The 15567-nt window shown below is 72.4% G+C and carries 16 protein-coding genes and 2 pseudogenes; 14 read left to right on the forward strand and 4 right to left on the reverse strand.

Annotation, left to right across the window (positions count from 1 at the left end; genetic code table 11):
- Positions 1-30: 30 nt before the first annotated feature.
- Positions 31-903 (reverse strand): AraC family transcriptional regulator, encoded by an 873-nt coding sequence (locus PUR61_RS19915; RefSeq protein WP_329880374.1) that lies wholly within the window; start codon positions 901-903, stop codon positions 31-33.
- Between the two features lie 201 nt (positions 904-1104).
- Entirely contained in the window at positions 1105-2484 is a 1380-nt protein-coding gene (gdhA, locus tag PUR61_RS19920; protein ID WP_329880376.1) for an NADP-specific glutamate dehydrogenase, read from the reverse strand.
- A gap of 408 nt (positions 2485-2892) precedes the next feature.
- Between gdhA and PUR61_RS19925 the strand changes: the two are divergent.
- The 10 genes and pseudogenes from PUR61_RS19925 to PUR61_RS19970 all read left to right on the forward strand — a co-directional run.
- Positions 2893-3303, forward strand: a pseudogene (locus PUR61_RS19925) (hypothetical protein); the annotation flags it as partial.
- Between the two features lie 186 nt (positions 3304-3489).
- Positions 3490-3957, forward strand: coding sequence for a helix-turn-helix transcriptional regulator (locus PUR61_RS19930; protein ID WP_329880377.1), 468 nt, complete (start codon positions 3490-3492; stop codon positions 3955-3957).
- 16 nt (positions 3958-3973) lie between these two features.
- Positions 3974-4306 carry a hypothetical protein gene (locus tag PUR61_RS19935; RefSeq protein WP_329880379.1) on the forward strand — a complete coding sequence of 111 codons (333 nt, stop codon included), beginning with the start codon at positions 3974-3976 and terminating at the stop codon, positions 4304-4306.
- A gap of 119 nt (positions 4307-4425) precedes the next feature.
- Positions 4426-4695: a hypothetical protein gene (locus tag PUR61_RS19940; protein WP_329880381.1), complete on the forward strand. Its 270-nt coding sequence runs from the start codon at positions 4426-4428 to the stop codon at positions 4693-4695.
- Complete coding sequence (locus PUR61_RS19945; protein ID WP_443034480.1) at positions 4676-5194, forward strand: DUF6879 family protein; 519 nt, start codon at positions 4676-4678, stop codon at positions 5192-5194. Before PUR61_RS19940 ends, PUR61_RS19945 begins: the two co-directional genes overlap by 20 nt.
- 13 nt (positions 5195-5207) lie before the next feature.
- Entirely contained in the window at positions 5208-6056 is an 849-nt protein-coding gene (locus tag PUR61_RS19950) for a helix-turn-helix domain-containing protein (protein WP_329880383.1), read from the forward strand.
- Between the two features lie 246 nt (positions 6057-6302).
- A complete protein-coding gene (locus PUR61_RS19955; RefSeq protein WP_329880385.1) occupies positions 6303-6503 on the forward strand; it encodes a hypothetical protein in 201 nt (66 codons plus the stop codon).
- Complete coding sequence (locus PUR61_RS19960) at positions 6496-6732, forward strand: hypothetical protein (RefSeq protein WP_329880386.1); 237 nt, start codon at positions 6496-6498, stop codon at positions 6730-6732. Before PUR61_RS19955 ends, PUR61_RS19960 begins: the two co-directional genes overlap by 8 nt.
- 241 nt (positions 6733-6973) lie before the next feature.
- Positions 6974-7315, forward strand: a complete 342-nt coding sequence (locus PUR61_RS19965; RefSeq protein WP_329880387.1) for a hypothetical protein — start codon at positions 6974-6976, stop codon at positions 7313-7315.
- Between the two features lie 366 nt (positions 7316-7681).
- Positions 7682-7966 (forward strand): annotated as a pseudogene (locus PUR61_RS19970) (GTP cyclohydrolase); the annotation flags it as partial.
- A 126-nt stretch (positions 7967-8092) separates the two neighbouring features.
- On the opposite strand, the gene PUR61_RS19975 reads toward PUR61_RS19970, so the two are convergent.
- Positions 8093-10213, reverse strand: a complete 2121-nt coding sequence (locus PUR61_RS19975; protein ID WP_329880388.1) for a putative bifunctional diguanylate cyclase/phosphodiesterase — start codon at positions 10211-10213, stop codon at positions 8093-8095.
- Entirely contained in the window at positions 10210-11016 is an 807-nt protein-coding gene (locus PUR61_RS19980) for an SAM-dependent methyltransferase (RefSeq protein WP_329880389.1), read from the reverse strand. Before PUR61_RS19980 ends, PUR61_RS19975 begins: the two co-directional genes overlap by 4 nt.
- A 218-nt stretch (positions 11017-11234) precedes the next feature.
- On the opposite strand from PUR61_RS19980, the gene PUR61_RS19985 reads away from it, so the two are divergent.
- The 4 genes from PUR61_RS19985 to egtC all read left to right on the forward strand — a co-directional run bounded on the left by PUR61_RS19985 (position 11235) and on the right by egtC (position 15560).
- A complete protein-coding gene (locus PUR61_RS19985) occupies positions 11235-11699 on the forward strand; it encodes an SRPBCC family protein (RefSeq protein WP_329880391.1) in 465 nt (154 codons plus the stop codon).
- 356 nt (positions 11700-12055) lie between these two features.
- Entirely contained in the window at positions 12056-13345 is a 1290-nt protein-coding gene (egtA, locus tag PUR61_RS19990) for an ergothioneine biosynthesis glutamate--cysteine ligase EgtA (protein WP_329880392.1), read from the forward strand.
- Positions 13342-14811, forward strand: coding sequence for an ergothioneine biosynthesis protein EgtB (gene egtB / locus PUR61_RS19995; RefSeq protein ID WP_329880394.1), 1470 nt, complete (start codon positions 13342-13344; stop codon positions 14809-14811). Before egtA ends, egtB begins: the two co-directional genes overlap by 4 nt.
- On the forward strand, positions 14811-15560 hold the full coding sequence (egtC, locus tag PUR61_RS20000) for an ergothioneine biosynthesis protein EgtC (RefSeq protein ID WP_329880396.1): 750 nt from the start codon (positions 14811-14813) through the stop codon (positions 15558-15560). Before egtB ends, egtC begins: the two co-directional genes overlap by 1 nt.
- Positions 15561-15567 lie beyond the last annotated feature (7 nt).

A 15567-nucleotide genomic window follows, 5' to 3' on the forward strand; every position in this document is an offset into this window, starting at 1 on the left:
TGCCCGCCGGGCACCGTCAGCCGTCGTCCGTCACCGCCCCGCGCGGGCCACCGGGACCCAGATCTCCGCCTCGGCCTGCCCCGCCTCCACGGGGAAACGGGTGCGAAGGATGTCCGGGCCGGGCCGCGACTCGTACGGGTTGGACGGGAACCACTGGGTGTAGACGTCCCGCCACATCTCCTGCAACGCCTGCGGGAACGTCCCGGTGTTGGAGAAGACGGCCCAGGTGCCGGCCGGGACCTCGCGCACGTCCAGGTCCTCCGGCACCTCGACCTCCGCACCGGCCACCACCGCGTGGTAGTAGTCGAGTTCGACGCCCTCCTCCCGGCTGTCCGAGAAGAACTCGGTGACCGAGACGACGCCGTCCGGCTCCTGGTCCGAGAGGGCCGCGATCCGGTCGACGGTCTCCCGGCCGAGCCCCCTGATGAACGAGGCGATGGCCGGGTTGACCCCCACGTGGACCAGCGGGACCCGGGCCCGCCTGCCGACCACCCGGAACGCCGGCTTCTCCACGATGCGGTACTGCATGCTGCTGCTCCCTTCGATGACGAGCCGGAAGGACATCCGGGGCTGCGAGACGAGCACCGCACCGCCGCGCCGCGCCTCCCCCGGGCCGACCCCGTGCATCGCACGGAACGCCCGGGCGAACGCCTCGCCGGAGGTGTAGCCGTACCGGACCGCGACATCGAGCAACGTCCGCTCGCCGGAGAGCACTTCGGCCCCGGCGAGGGTGAGCCGTCGGCGCCGGAGGTACTCCGACAGCGGCATCCCGGCCAGCGCCGAGAACAGCCGCCGGAAGTGGTACTCCGAGGTCGTCGCGATCCGCGCCAGCTCCGCCACCTCGACCGTCCCGTCGAGGTGTTCCTCGATGTACTCCATGGCCTGGTTCAGCCGTTCCAGCATCCGCGCCCCGTCCTTCCCCTACTGCGTTCCACCGTAGGCAGCGCCCGCGGGCCGCACCCGACATCCTGTGCCCGCTCCGGTCGGGTCGGCCGCCGCGTCACCGCGGCCCGGGAACGGCGACACGGCGACACGACGACGAACACCTCCCCGACCGGCCGCGGGGACCGGTCGGGGAGGTGCGGATACGGCTACGGCGACGCGTCAGATCAGGCCCTGCGCCAGCATCGCGTCCGCCACCAGCTCGAAGCCGGCGATGTTGGCGCCCAGCACGTAGTCGCCGGGTCGGCCGTACGTCTCGGCCGTGGTGTGGCAGGAGTCGTGGATGTGCCGCATGATCCCGGCCAGCTGCTCCTCCGTCCGCGCGAAGGACCAGGAGTCGCGCGAGGCGTTCTGCTGCATCTCCAGCGCGCTGGTGGCGACCCCGCCCGCGTTGGCCGCCTTGCCCGGGCCGAAGGCCACCCCGGCGTCCTGGAACACCCGGACCGCCTCGGGCGTGGTCGGCATGTTGGCCCCCTCGGCGACCGCCCGCACCCCGTTGCGGACCAGCGCCAGCGCGTCCGCACCGGTCAGCTCGTTCTGCGTCGCGCACGGCAGTGCCACGTCCACCGGCACGCTCCACACACCGGTGCCCTCGGCGTACCGGACGTGGCTGCCGCGCAGCTCCGCGTACTCGGTGAGCCGACCTCGGCGGACCTCCTTGACCTCCTTGAGCAGCGCGAGGTCGATGCCCTTCTCGTCCACCACGTAGCCGGCGGAGTCCGAGACCGTGACCACCGTGGCCCCGAGCTGCTGGGCCTTCTCGACCGCGTACACGGCGACGTTCCCGGAGCCGGAGACCGCCACCCGCAGGCCGTCCAGGTCCTCGCCCCGGGCCCGCAGCATCTCGGCGGTGAACAGCACGCACCCGTAGCCGGTCGCCTCCGTGCGCGCCTGCGAACCGCCCCAGCCGATGCCCTTGCCGGTCAGCACGCCCGACTCGTAGCGGTTGGTGATCCGCTTGTACTGCCCGAACAGGTAGCCGATCTCCCGGCCGCCGACGCCGATGTCCCCGGCCGGGACGTCGGTGTGCTCGCCCAGGTGCCGGTACAGCTCGGTCATGAAGGACTGACAGAACCGCATGATCTCCGCGTCGGACCGCCCCTTGGGGTCGAAGTCCGAACCGCCCTTGCCGCCGCCGATGCCCAGCCCGGTGAGCGCGTTCTTGAAGATCTGCTCGAAGCCGAGGAACTTGACGATCCCGAGGTTGACCGACGGGTGGAACCGCAGCCCGCCCTTGTACGGCCCGAGCGCGCTGTTGAACTCCACCCGGAACCCGCGGTTGACGTGGATCCGCCCCTGGTCGTCCGTCCACGGCACCCGGAACATCAGCTGCCGCTCCGGCTCCACGATCCGCTCGACGATCCGGGCGTCGACCAGCTCGGGCCTCCGCTCCAGCACCGGTCCGAGGGTCTCGACCACCTCCCGCACCGCCTGGTGGAACTCCGGCTCTCCCGGGTTCCGCCGCAGTACCTCGGCGTAGAGCGACTCGATGACAGGGTTCCCGGCGTCATGCGACGCCACGGACACAGGGGTAGCCGGCATCTCTCAGGACCTTCCGTGGTCGACAGACAGGGCGCTCCCGCTCCGGGGAAGCGCCGGCGGTCCCCCTCGCCATTGAGGGCGTCACGGTGCGACATGCACCGGTGCGGCAAGCTCGGACCGCTCACACGGGGGTCAGTCTCCCACCGTCGGCCGCATTTGTCCGCCGCCTTCCGCATTCCGGGCAACCCGGTCGACCGGTCGCAGACGCACCGGAACCACACGAAGCACCGACCCGTCCGCCCCCACCGCCGTGACCGGGCCTTCGACCGGCGCCCGGGATTCTCCCGAAAGGAATTCACCCGGGCCCGGGCCGGGAGCACCGTCACCGCCCGCCGAAGATATCCCGAAGCGGTTCTCCTCGGGCACGAACGAAATCTCGTCACATTCCGCACGCACGCACGGCGGGAAATGGCCGCGCACAAACGATTCCGTCCGAGACCGGAGTGGAACTCACGACCCGCGGGAACCCGTCCGCCGCAGACCGGTGCCGCCACCGTGCGGTCCCGCGTCCGGATCCCGCTGACGTTCCCGGACGGGTACCGGGCCGACGCGGAGGTGTCCACCTTCCACGGGCCGGCGGACGGCGCGGAGCACCTCGCCCTGGCCCTCGGCGAGGTGCCGGCGGGCGGCACACCGCTCGTGCGGCTGCACTCGGAGTGCCTCACCGGGGACGTGTTCGGCTCGGACCTCTGCGACTGCGGCCCGCAGTTGCGCGAGTCGGTGGAGCGGATCACGACGGCCGGCGGGTACCTGCTCTACCTGCGGCAGGAGGGCCGGGGCATCGGGCTGTACAACAAGCTCGACGCGTACGCCCTGCGGAGCGCGTAATCAGCCCGGCACCTCTCCAGGTGCGGGTGCGCGCCGCTGACTGGAGAGTGATCGCATGGCGCGCGAGGCCAAGAGCCTTCCCACGGTGAACCTGCTGCTGCGGAAATCGCAGGTGGTCCGCGGGGTGGCCAAGCACGACATCCTGTCTCTCAAGGCGCAGGAGACGAAGGGCCGGGAATGGGCCCGCCGCAACCGTCTCGCGGTCGGCCGGATCTTCCGGGAGAACCTGTCCGCGTACAAGCCCGGCGTCGCCCGGCCCACCCGATCACCCTCAACGCCCGCCGCAAGGCCCTGGACCTGACGGTCGCCGAGGTCGCCGACCGCGTCGGCGTCCACCTCGCCACCGTCGACGCCTGGGAGGCCGAGGACAAGACCCCTACCCCCGCGCGCTACCTCACGTGGTGCAACGCCCTCGGGCTGACCTACCGCGACGTGGTCAACCACGAAGCATGGGAGGCCAACCCGGACGCCGAGTTCCTGTTCCTCTCCACCCTGCTGCGCCTGCGTCGCGCGGGGGACCAGTACTTCATGAGCGGTGAGGCGCGCTTCTTTCTTCTCCGGGGCGTCATAGCAGCTCAGCACCGATGCGCATGGGCATGGACCAACCCTCATGTGCACAGCGTCACGCCCATCCACCCACAGTAGCGAAAGGAGTCTTCCCGTGAACGAGATCATCACCGACCTGCGCGCCGGATTCGCCGCCCTGGAGATCGAGTTAGACCCCCAAGAGGACGCCGCGCTCCGCCTCGCCGAACACCACCTACGCGACGCCGCGCACTGCGACGACCAGGTCCGCGCGAACGGTCGCCCGATCGCCGGAGGCACCCGCCACGGCGTCATGGTCGCCCACCCCCTGATCGCCGAGGCCCGCCAGCTCCGCGCCGAAGCGGGCCGCCTGATCGCCCGCGTCCGCCTCCCCGCCGAAGAGCCCCCGGCGGGCCGCTCCAACGCCGCCCGCAGCCTCGCCGCCCACCGCTGGGGCAACCGCATCTGACCGCCCGAGTGTTCGATGATCCGGCCAACACCTTGAGGACTGGGACATTCGCCTGACGGGAGCACGCCGGGCCGGCACCCTTGGAACTACGTAGAACCTGATCGACATCGGAGGCAGTCATGGCTCTAGAGTTCCTGGGGATCCACCCGAACACTCCGGACGACGGCTCCCCGACCATCTGGCGGGAGACGGAGACCGGGGATCTGCTCATCCAGTCGTACAAGGCCAGCGAGGACGACATCAGGGCCGCGCAGGAGGTCGGCTCGGTCCCCGGTCACACCACGGACATCCCGGACCACGAGTTCATGATCCGGCTGCCCGCCAACATGATCCAGTTCATCCCCCGGCCCGAGGACGAGGACAACAGCGGTGGCAACAGCGGTTCGTGAGCAGTTGGCGAAGGCCCAGCGCTCTGCGGTTCATCTGGAGATGCGGGACAGCTACATGCTCGACGACCCGGAGTTCATCGCCTGGCAGGACGGCAAGCGTCTTGACCCCGCCGACCGCGCATCCTGGTGGCGGTCCTGGCTGGACGTCGTTGCTGAGGCGACCGGCCGAGGAGTCGTGATGCGGCGGCTGCGCGTGGTCTCCGAGCCGGTCACCGACTACATCCGATACGAGTACGACGTGACGTTCCCGAATGTCGCGGCGGGCGAGGATGTGCGGTGGCTGCCACGCTCCCGCGCTGGTGACCTTCTGCTGCCCGGCCTGGACGGCTGGGTGATGGACGACGAGGTGGTGATCCTGCACCACTTCACGGGCAACGGACAGTGGGCCGAGGGCAAGATGGAGGTCCGGACCGATCCGGAGCTGGCTAAGCGGTACCTGACGGCCTACGAAGCAGCTTGGGAACGGGCGACTCCCCATGCGGAGTACCGTCCCGCCTGATCGGTAGCTGTTCATGGCTGTCTCCGCATCTTCAAGCGTCCAGCGCGCCCGCCAGAATCTCGCTGACAGGCTCGGCGAGATTCAGCGGGACGCTGGGCTAACAGGGCGAGAGTTGGCGTCGGCGTGCGGGTGGTACCCGTCCAAGGTCTCCCGACTGCTGAACGCCCACACGCCGCCATCAGAGGATGACATCCGGGAGTGGTGCCGGGCCTGTGGCGCGGATGAGCGTGCAGCGGACTTGGTGGCGTCTCTGCGGGCCGTTGAAGGCATGTTCATCGAGTGGCGGCGCTTGGAGCGCGCGGGTCTCAAGGCCGCACAGGAAGCCCGGCTGCCCCTGTACGAGCGCACCCATCGGTTCCGGTCCTACTCATCGTGGCTGGTGCCCGGACTGATTCAAACTCCGGGATACACAACGGCGGTGCTCCAGGCGATCCGGCAGCGCCGAGGGCTGGTCGACGATGTACAGGCAGCTGTTGCGGCCCGTATGGAGCGCCAGCAGGTGCTGTACGCGGGTGATCGCCGATTCGCTTTCCTGGTTGAGGAGTCGGTTCTGCGCTGCGGCATCGGCGGCAGTGGCGTGATGCGCGACCAGTTGCACCACCTGACCACGGTCGGCTCACTTCCCAACGCCAGTCTGGGAGTTGTGCCAATGCGGCCGGACCGGATGCGCTGGCCGGCCGAGGGTTTCTGGATCTTCGACAACGCCCAGGTCAATGTTGAACTGGTCTCCGGGTATCTCACGATCACCCAACCCAGTGAGATCAAGCTGTACGCCGAGACCTTCGGCGAACTGGCCGAGCTGGCGGTCTATGGTGCCGCCGCCCGGGAGTTGATCACATCAGCCGCTGCGCTACTTGGGTGATCCCCGTCAGTTCGCGTGGAATCCCGTAGAACTTCGTGGCCGTGATCTGGCTGCACTTCCTACCGTTCTGACTACGAATCAGGGCTGGAGACGGGAGCCACGGCGAATGTCGCAGACGACGGATCTACAGGAACCGACGGAAGCCGACCGCGTCACCGCGGATTCCGTCCCGGATAGGGTCGCCATCCTGCGGGAGTGGCCGCCCTGCACCTGCGGCAGGGACGTGTGTCCGGACAGGGGCGCGGCGTGAGCCTTCGTGAGGTCGCGGCCCGTCCGCACGACGTACCGCCGGACGCCGACGAGTGTCCGGGGTGCGCGTTCTTCGACCGGGCCGAGGCGCAGTACCCGCAGGCCGAGCACCCGACGATCGGGCGAATGCTCGCGCGCAACCGGGCCCGGCACGTCGAGGACGGGGAGTGCGTGGCGTCGGGGGTGGCCGGTGAGTGACCAGGACGAGGTTCAGGCGGCCCTGGACAGCACCGCCGAGGAGTTGGGGCCGGTGGATCCGTTCGCCTGGCTGAAGGCCCACCGGTGGCCTGCGGGAAAGGCGTCCGGGCCCCGGCCGGTCCTCACGCCGGAGGAGTTCGGCGAGGCGCCCCTATCGGAGGGGGACAGGGTTCGCCGCGCCCGGTTGCTGGCGCGGGTGCGCGAGGCCAACCACCCCCGGCTGCGCTGATGGACCCCTACGCGGCTCCGGTGTTCGGCATCGGCGGCCTGTGGGCGGGCCGGCGGCGGGCGTGGGGCGGCCTGCCGCCGCCGGTTCCCTGGTGGGTGCAGCACCGGCCCTTGTGGGCCACCCAGATTCCTGCTCCGGCCGTCATCCCTGGCAGGCGGCCGGCCGGAGCGGGTTCCGCAACACCGAAGGACCCCGGCACCTGCCGGTGACCGGAAACCCCGCAGTGTGAGGAGTCATCAGTATGGGCCACGACCCGGAGAAGCAGCCCGAGAGGCCGCCCGGCCCCACGCCGCCGGACGCCGCGGCCATCATGACCAAGTGGCTCCGGACCTGGGGGGCCACCAAAGGCCCCGCCACCAGCGACCCCCGGGTGGACCGCGAGGAGGCCGTCCGGCTCTACAACGAAGGCACGTCCGCCCAGGCGCTGGCCCAGCACTACGGCGTCACCCCTGACCGGGTCAAACGCCGCCTCCGAGCCTGGGACGTCCCCCTGCGCACCCGGAAGCAGGCCGCCCAGCACACCGCGCGCACCCGCCGGGAAACCCAGGCACGAGCCCTCGACGCCTACCGCCTGTTCCCGTGACACGCACCTATTGCTGAAGTAGCAGCTGCGGCGCACCCCGAATCCCGGATGTCCACGAGGCCGCCCCGAACCCCAAAGTGGATCACTGCCTAAGATCACCGCATGATGCCGACACCGCAGCGTGGCCTGATCGGGCTCGAAGTCCAAATAGTCGGGGAGGGTCCAGAGAACCGGGTGGTCTACGTGCCGACTGAAGAGCTGGCTGAAGCCGAGTTGACCATGGCGCGACTGCGCTCCTACTCGAACGAAGCCCGGCGTGAAGCTTTGAGCAAGGCTCGGGCCACGGCCGGTGAGACGGGTACCTAGGCGGTTACCTCAACCCATTTACGCAGGTCGGGCACAAGGTGGAGAGGTGTACCGCTACCCCAGGATGCCGGCCTGGACACGTACGACGCCAACACCGCGCTCGGTCTGCCCGAGGACGGCCGCGACTACACCGCGGCCGCCCGGATGCTCGGCGCGCTGGGCGTCACCGGGATCGACCTGCTGAGCAACAACCCGGACAAGGCCGCCCAGCTGACCCGCCTGGGCGTCACGGTCCACGACCGGGTGCCCACCGGCGTCCACCTGTCCCCCTCCGACGTCCGCTACCTGCGGGCCAAGGTGGAGCGGACGGGACACTCGATCGAGCTCTCCCGCCTGGTGGGCTGAGGACCACGACGGGGCCGGGCAGCCGGGCGGGGTCGGGCCTCGCACAGTCGGCCGGGCCGGGCCGGGCAGGGCCGGGCAGGACGGGACGTCCGCAGCTCGACGCCCGGAGCTGCGCCGGACGCCGCCTCAGGCGGGCGGGACCGGGCGGCCCTGCGGCTCCTCGACGATGCGGCGGGCGATCTCGGCGGGGCGGACCGGGCGGCCGAAGTGCCAGCCCTGCGCCCAGTCGCAGCCGATCCGGCGCAGCCGCTCGGCGTCCCGCCGGGTCTCCACGCCCTCGGCGGTGACAGTCAGCCCGAGGGCGTGCGCCATCGAGACCAGACCGCTGACGATCCGCCAGCCGGTCGACTCGTCCTTGGCCGGGTCGTGCAGGTCCCCGACGAAGGAGCCGGCGATCTTCAGGCCGGAGACGGGCAGGTCGCGCAGGTAGGCGAGGTTCGACCAGCCGGTGCCGAAGTCGTCGACGGCGAGCGAGACGCCGAGGCCGACCAGCCCGTGCAGGGTGCGCAGCGCCTCGTCCTCCGGGCCGACCACGGTGGACTCGGTGATCTCCAGCTGGAGCCGGGCCGGGTCGAGGCCGGTGGTGTCGAGGATCCGGCCGAGGTCGGTGACCAGGGCCGCGCTGCGGGCCTGGCGGACCGCCAGGTTGACGTTGAGCTGCGGGGCGGCGTCGCCGAACCGCTTGATCCATTCGGCCGCCTGGCCGCAGGCCTGCTCCAGCACCCAGCGGCCGAGCGGCATGATCAGCCCGGTCTCCTCGGCGGTGGTGACGAACTCGTCCGGGCCGAGCACGCCGAGCTGCGGGTGGCGCCAGCGGACCAGTGCCTCGACGGCGGCCAGCCGGCCGTCGGCGAGCGCGTACAGCGGCTGGTAGTCGATGAAGAACTCGCCCCGGTCGAGGGCCGCGGGCATCCGCACCGAGACCGCGTACCGGGAGACGGCGCGGGCGTTCTCCTTGGGGTCGAAGAGGGTCCAGCGGCCCCGGCCGGCCTCCTTGGCGCGGTAGAGGGTCAGGTCGGCGGCGCGGACGGCGGCGCCGGGGGTGGTGGTGGAGACCCTCCGTTCCAGCACGCCGACGCTGGCACCGACGGCGAGCTTGTGGTCGCCGATCAGCACCGGCCCGGCGAGCGCCTTGAGCACGGTCTTGGCGGCGGCCACCGCCTCCTGCTCGCCCCGGCTGTTCTCCAGCAGGACGACGAACTCGTCCCCGCCGAGCCGGGCGACCAGGTGGCCGAGCGGGCTGAGGGCGGCCTTCAGCCGGGCCGCGACGGCGGCGAGCAGCTGGTCGCCGGTGTCGTGGCCGAGGCTGTCGTTGACCACCTTGAAGCCGTCGAGGTCGACGTAGCAGAGGCCGAACCGGGCGCCCGGGTCCGGGTCCTCGAAGAGCTTCTCCAGCCGTTCGAAGAAGGCGGCGCGGTTGGGCAGGCCGGTCAGCGGGTCGTGGGTGGCCTGGTGGCGCAGCCGCTCCTGGAGCCGGTAGCGGTCGGTGACGTCCTCCAGCATCGCCACCTGGTACTGCGGGACGCCGTCGTCGTCCCGGATCAGCGAGACGGTCAGGTGGGTCCAGACCACCTCGCCGTCCTGCCGGTAGTACGGCTTGTCGAACTGGAAGTACTCGCGCTTGCCGCTGATCAGGTCCTCGTACGCCTCCCAGACGCCCGGGGCGTCCTCGGGGTGGACGAGGTCGCCGACGCGGCGGCCGGTCATGTCCTCCGGGCCCGCGCCGAACAGCTCCTGGAGCGCCTTGTTGACGGCCAGGATGTTGCCGTCGGTGTCGCCGATGCCGATGCCGATCGCGGCGCTCTCGAACAGCGCCCGGAACCGGGCCTCGGAGGCCCGCAGGGCCCGTTCGGCCTCCTTGCGGGCCACGTCGGCGGCGGTGCGGATGGCCTCCTGCTCGCGCAGCGTGCGCTCGCGCAGGGCGGCGGCCCAGCCGGCCGCGAACGCACCGCTGAGGGCGGGTCCGCGGCCGTCGGGGGTCGGCTGCTGCTGGAGCAGTTCCACCGCCCGGGCCAGCACCACCGGGTCAATGAAGTGCGCCTCGACCAGGTGGGCCCCGGCCTCGGCGGCCAGCTGGGGCTCGAACGGCTCCTCCAGCTGGGCACGGTGGAGCAGCGCGGCGGTCCGGGAGACGAGCCGGCCGACCAGGCCGGGATGGACCGCCGTGCCGTGGTCACCGGAGAGCAGGCGCGCCCAGTCCGCGTGGAACCGTTCGGCGCTGCTGCTCGGCTCCGGTGCTCCGATCACGGGCGGAACCCCACGCCTGCCACTCCGGTCATCCGCTCGGGGTTGCGGCCGACGGCCTCCGGCTGCTCGGGGCGCCACTGCGGCAGGTAGACCACGCCCGGCTCGACCAGGTCGAAGCCGGTGAACATGGTGGTGATCTGTTCGTGGGTGCGCATGGTGAGCGGAGTGGGCGTCATCTTGTACAGCCGCTGGTGGTCCTCGGCCTGGTCGGGCCGGCCTTCCAGGGAGGCGTGCGAGAGGACGAGGGCGCTGCCCGGCGGGAGGGCGTCGCGGATCACCTCGATCAGCTTCCAGGGGTTGTCCTGGTCCTCGACGAAGTGCATGACCGCGACCAGCAGGACGGCCACCGGTTCCCCCGCCGCCAGCAGGTCGGTCACCTCGGGGCGGGACATCAGGTCGTCGATGTCGCGGACGTCGGCCTGGACGGCCGAGCAGCCCTCGTCGCCCTCCAGGAGCAGGCGGCTGTGCGCGACGGCGACCGGGTCGCGGTCCACGTACACCACCTGGGCCTCGGGGCGGATCGCGCGGGCGATCTCGTGGACCGCGCCGAAGGTGGGGATGCCGGAGCCGATGTCCAGGAAGCGGGTGATGCCGCGTTCGGCGGTGAACTGCACGGCGCGGCGCAGGAAGGCGCGGTTGGAGCGCATGATCTGCGGCAGCTCGGGCCAGAGGGCGATCGCCTTGCGGGCCATCTCCCGGTCGACCTCGAAGTTGTGCGAGCCTCCGAGGTAGTAGTCGTAGACCCGCGCGGCGTTCGGTTTGTCCAGGTCCGTGCCTTCCGGTACCCAGTTCGGTCGCCGCATCCTCGGAACTCCTTCGCTTCGTCTTCCGGTGAACCGGCCGCCTGGAGGGGCGGCTGTGACTGATGAGACTACAAGCACAAAAGATCCTCCTCCGCACGCCGAATGCGTGCAAGCGGAGTGCCGTGGTCCTCCCGGTCGAGTTCGCGCCGGACCCGCCGGACCCGGCGAACCTGCCGAACCCGGGCCGGGCCGGGACCCGCCCGGACTAGAGTGCGCCCGTGGATCTCAACCACTACCGGTTCCGCGGGACGTGGCGCCTGGCCGCACCGCCGGGCGCCGTGTACGCGGCCCTGGAGGACGTACCGGGCTACCCCCGCTGGTGGCCCGACATCCGTGACGTCCGGCAGACCGGCCCGGACAGCGGGGAGGTGCTGGTCCGCGCCCTGCTCCCGTACCGGCTGGTGATCCGGCTCACGACGACCCGACGGGACCACGGGGCCGGCGTGCTGGAGGCCGCCATGGACGCCGACCTGATCGGCTGGTCGCGCTGGACGGTCACGGCGGACGGCGCCGGCGGCTCCGAGGTCCTCTTCGAGGAGGACGCCCGCCCGGCCAATGCCCTGCTGCGCCGCCTCGCCGTCCCCGCCCACCTGCTGTTCCGGGCCAACCACGCCGTGATGATGCACCGCGGCCGGCGCGGCCTGGCCGCCCACCTCGGGGCCGGTCCGGCGGACGGGGCCTGACGGCGAGGCACGGCGGCCGAGGTCGGCGGACGGCCACGCACGGCGGCCGAACGGCGGCCGAACGGCTGCGGAACGGCTGCTTCGGGGAGCCGCCGAAGGCCCGGCACTGGGCCTGATTCACCCTCTTGTACCCCTTCTGACCTGCGGTGAATCCTCTGCAGCAGATGTTTGTGGGGCGACTCCGCATGGTCCGTAGCAGACTGGGCAGAGTAGACCGGGCCGCAATCGTGATCCCGAGGATGGTGAGTCCGGTGATACCCGTTCGACCGACCAGCCCGCCCGACCGGCAGAGCGGCGGGCCGTCCGCCGCCGGCCCCCCCGGAGGCGCACTCCGCCCCGGTGGGAGCCCCACCACGGTGACCCCGCTCACCGAGTCCGAGGCGCGCGGCCACATGGCCGGCGTCTGCTTCAAGATCGGGCCGCCCCGCCTGGTCGGCGTCGAGCTGGAGTGGTTCGTCCACGACGACCGATGTCCGACCCACCCCGTCCTTCCGGAACGACTGCACGCCGCACTGAACGCACTGCCGCTCGGCGGCCCCGACGGGACCTCACTCCCCTCCGGTTCCCGTCTCACCCTCGAACCCGGCGGCCAGGTAGAGCTCAGCTCCCCGCCCGCCGACAGCCTCACCGGCTGCGTCGCCGACACCCGGCGTGACCTCGCCGCCCTGCGGGCCGCCTTCGCGGCGCAGGGCCTGCGGCTCACCGGTACCGGCACCGACCCCCTGGCCCGACCCCGCCAGATGGTGCTGGACCACCCGCGCTACGTGGCGATGGAACGGTTCTTCAATTCGGCCGGCCCCTGGGGCCGCATCATGATGACCGGCACCGCCTCCCTCCAGGTCTGTCTGGACTCCGGCGCGGAGAGCGGCCCGCACTCGCTCGACCGACGATGGCGCCTCGCCCACCGGCTCGGCCCCGTCCTGGTCGCCGCCTTCGCCAACTCTCCGCTGCTGGACGGCCGGCCCACCGGCCACCGGTCCACCCGCCAGACCGTCTGGTCCCGGATGGACCCCAGCCGCACGCTCGCCCCGTCACCGGACCACGGCGACCCGCGCGAGACCTGGACCCGCTACGTGCTGGACGCCGAGGTCCTCTGCGTCCGCCGTCACGACGGCCTCCCGTGGACCGCGCCGGCCGGGCTGACCTTCCGCGACTGGCTGCGCGGCCGCGGCGAGCGCCCGCCCACCCTGGCCGACCTCGACTACCACCGCACCACGCTCTTCCCGCCGGTCCGCCCGCACGGCTACCTGGAGCTGCGGATGATCGACGCCCAGCCCGGCGACGGCTGGATCGTCCCCGCCGCCCTGGCCACCGCCCTGCTGGACGACCCGGTGGCCGCCGACGCCGCGCTCGCCGCGCTGGAGCCGCTGGAGTGCCCGGACGGACCGCGCCCGCCGCGCAGCGACGTCTGGCGCCGGGCCGCCACCCTGGCCGTGGCCGACCCCGAGCTGCGCCGCGCCACCCTGACCTGCTTCGCCGCCGCCGACGCCGCGCTGGGCCGGATGCCCGGGGCCGAACGGCTGCGCGCCGTCGTCGCCGAGTTCGCCGAGCGCTACCCCGCGCGCGGCCGCTGCCCGGCCGACGACCAGCTGGACGCCCTGCGCTCCGGCAGCCTACGCACTCCCCCGGAGGAGGCCGCACCATGACCGACGACGCCCGCACCGCCGCTGACGCGCACGCGGCACGGACCGTGCGCGACGCCCGCCCGGCCGGCACGCCCGCACCGGGACAGCCGACCGCTCCCTCCCCGACCCCCCTGCCGCCGGGCGCGCCGCCGACGAACGCGCTGCTGTTGGACGCGCTGCCGTTGGAGACCCTGCGCGAGACGATCGCTTCCGAGTTGCTGGCCGCCCGCGCCCGCACCGCCGCACTGACCGACTGCGTCGGGGAGCACGACCTCACCGCCCAGCACTCCCCCCTGATGTCCCCGCTGGTCTGGGACCTCGCGCACATCGGGAACCAGGAGGAGCTCTGGCTGCTGCGCAACATCGGCGGCCGCGACCCGATGCACCCCGAGATCGACCCGCTCTACGACGCGTTCGAGCACCCGCGGGCCGAGCGGCCCAGGCTGCCGCTGCTCCCGCCCGGGGAGGCCCGCGCGTACGCGCACGACGTCCGCGGCCGGGTGCTCGACCTGCTCGCCGCCAGCCCGCTGGAGGGCGCACCCCTGCTGGACGCCGGTTTCGCCTTCGGCATGATCGCCCAGCACGAACAGCAGCACGACGAGACGATGCTGATCACCCATCAGCTCCGCCGGGGCGAGCCGGCCCTGGCCGCTCCCCCGCCGCCGCCCGCCCCGGCGGACGCGGCCGGGCTGCCCGCCGACGTGCTGGTCCCGGCCGGGCCGTTCACCATGGGCACCGACACCGAACCGTGGGCACTGGACAACGAACGCCCCGCCCACCGGGTCGACCTGCCCGCCTTCCGGCTGGACACCACGCCGGTCACCAACGGCGCCTACCTGCGGTTCCTGGCCGACGGCGGCTACGACGAACCGCGCTGGTGGACGCCCGAGGGCTGGGAGCACCGGCAGCAGGCCGGACTCACCGCCCCGCTGTTCTGGCGCCGGGACGGCGACCAGTGGCTGCGCCGTCGCTTCGGCGTGCTGGAGGCCGTACCGCACGACGAGCCGGTGCTGCACGTCAGCTGGTACGAGGCGGACGCCTACGCACGGTGGGCCGGGCGGCGACTGCCGACCGAGGCCGAGTGGGAGAAGGCCGCGCGGCACGACCCGGCCACCGGCCGCTCGCGCCGCCACCCCTGGGGCGACGCGTCACCGGCCCCGCAGCACGCCAACCTGGGCCAGCGGCACCTGCGCCCGGCCCCGGCCGGCAGCTACCCCGCCGGGCAGTCCCCGTACGGGGTGCGGCAGCTGATGGGTGACGTCTGGGAGTGGACGTCCAGCGACTTCCGGCCGTACCCGGGCTTCCGCGCCTGGCCGTACCGGGAGTACTCGGAGGTCTTCTTCGGGCCGGAGCACAAGGTGCTGCGCGGCGGCTGCTTCGCCGTGGCTCCGGTCGCCTGCCGGGGCACCTTCCGCAACTGGGACTACCCGATCCGGCGCCAGATCTTCGCCGGGTTCCGCACCGCCGCCGACGTGGATTCCGGCTGATGTGCCGACACCTCGCCTACCTGGGAGAACCGGTGGCACCCCGGGAGCTGCTGGTGGCACCGCCGTTCGGGCTCTACCGGCAGTCCTGGGCACCGCGCGTCCAGCAGTACGGCACGGTCAACGCGGACGGCTTCGGCCTCGGCTGGTACGCGGAGGGCGACGAGGTCCCGGCCCGCTACCGGCGGGCCGGGCCGGTCTGGGCGGACGCCTCCTTCGCCGATCTCGCCCGGGTCCTGCGCACCCGGGCGCTGCTGGCGGCCGTCCGCTCGGCCACCGAGGGCTGCGCGGCGGGCGAGGAGGCCGCCGCGCCGTTCGCCGCCGGACCCTGGCTGTTCAGCCACAACGGCGCCGTGGCCGGCTGGCCGGAGCGACTGGGCGCGGTGGCATCGCTGCTGCCGCCCGCCGAACTGCTGGGGCTGGTGGCGCGGACCGACTCGGCACTGCTCTGGGCACTGACCCTGCACCGGTTGCGCGCGGGCGCGGGCCTGGGCGAGGCGCTGGCGGGCACCGTCGCGGACGTGACCGCCCACACGGAAGGGCGGCTCAACCTGCTGCTCACCGACGGACGGGCCGTCGCCGCGACGGCCTGGGGCGACACCCTGCACCACCGGACGGTGCCCGGCCTCGGCGTGCTGGTGGCCTCCGAGCCCTCCGACGACCACCCGGACTGGACGGCCGTCCCGGACCGGTCGCTGCTGCTGGCCGGCCCGGCCGGGGTCACCGTCACCCCACTCGCCCGGCCCTCCTGAGTCCTTA

Origin of the sequence: Streptomyces sp. BE20 (assembly GCF_036322525.1) — a bacterium.
Taxonomy (GTDB): Bacteria; Actinomycetota; Actinomycetes; order Streptomycetales; family Streptomycetaceae; genus Kitasatospora.

Excerpts from the sequence above, each read along its gene's own strand:
- PUR61_RS19950 (WP_329880383.1), top strand. The coding sequence starts at position 5,208 with ATGGCTGTCTCCGCATCTTCAAGCGTCCAGCGCGCCCGCCAGAATCTC.
- PUR61_RS19965 (WP_329880387.1), top strand. The coding sequence starts at position 6,974 with ATGGGCCACGACCCGGAGAAGCAGCCCGAGAGGCCGCCCGGCCCCACG.
- PUR61_RS19980 (WP_329880389.1), bottom strand. The coding sequence starts at position 11,016 with ATGCGGCGACCGAACTGGGTACCGGAAGGCACGGACCTGGACAAACCG.
- PUR61_RS19930 (WP_329880377.1), top strand. The coding sequence starts at position 3,490 with ATGGGCCCGCCGCAACCGTCTCGCGGTCGGCCGGATCTTCCGGGAGAA.
- egtB (WP_329880394.1), top strand. The coding sequence starts at position 13,342 with ATGACCGACGACGCCCGCACCGCCGCTGACGCGCACGCGGCACGGACC.
- egtC (WP_329880396.1), top strand. The coding sequence starts at position 14,811 with ATGTGCCGACACCTCGCCTACCTGGGAGAACCGGTGGCACCCCGGGAG.
- PUR61_RS19915 (WP_329880374.1), bottom strand. The coding sequence starts at position 903 with ATGCTGGAACGGCTGAACCAGGCCATGGAGTACATCGAGGAACACCTC.
- PUR61_RS19940 (WP_329880381.1), top strand. The coding sequence starts at position 4,426 with ATGGCTCTAGAGTTCCTGGGGATCCACCCGAACACTCCGGACGACGGC.
- gdhA (WP_329880376.1), bottom strand. The coding sequence starts at position 2,484 with ATGCCGGCTACCCCTGTGTCCGTGGCGTCGCATGACGCCGGGAACCCT.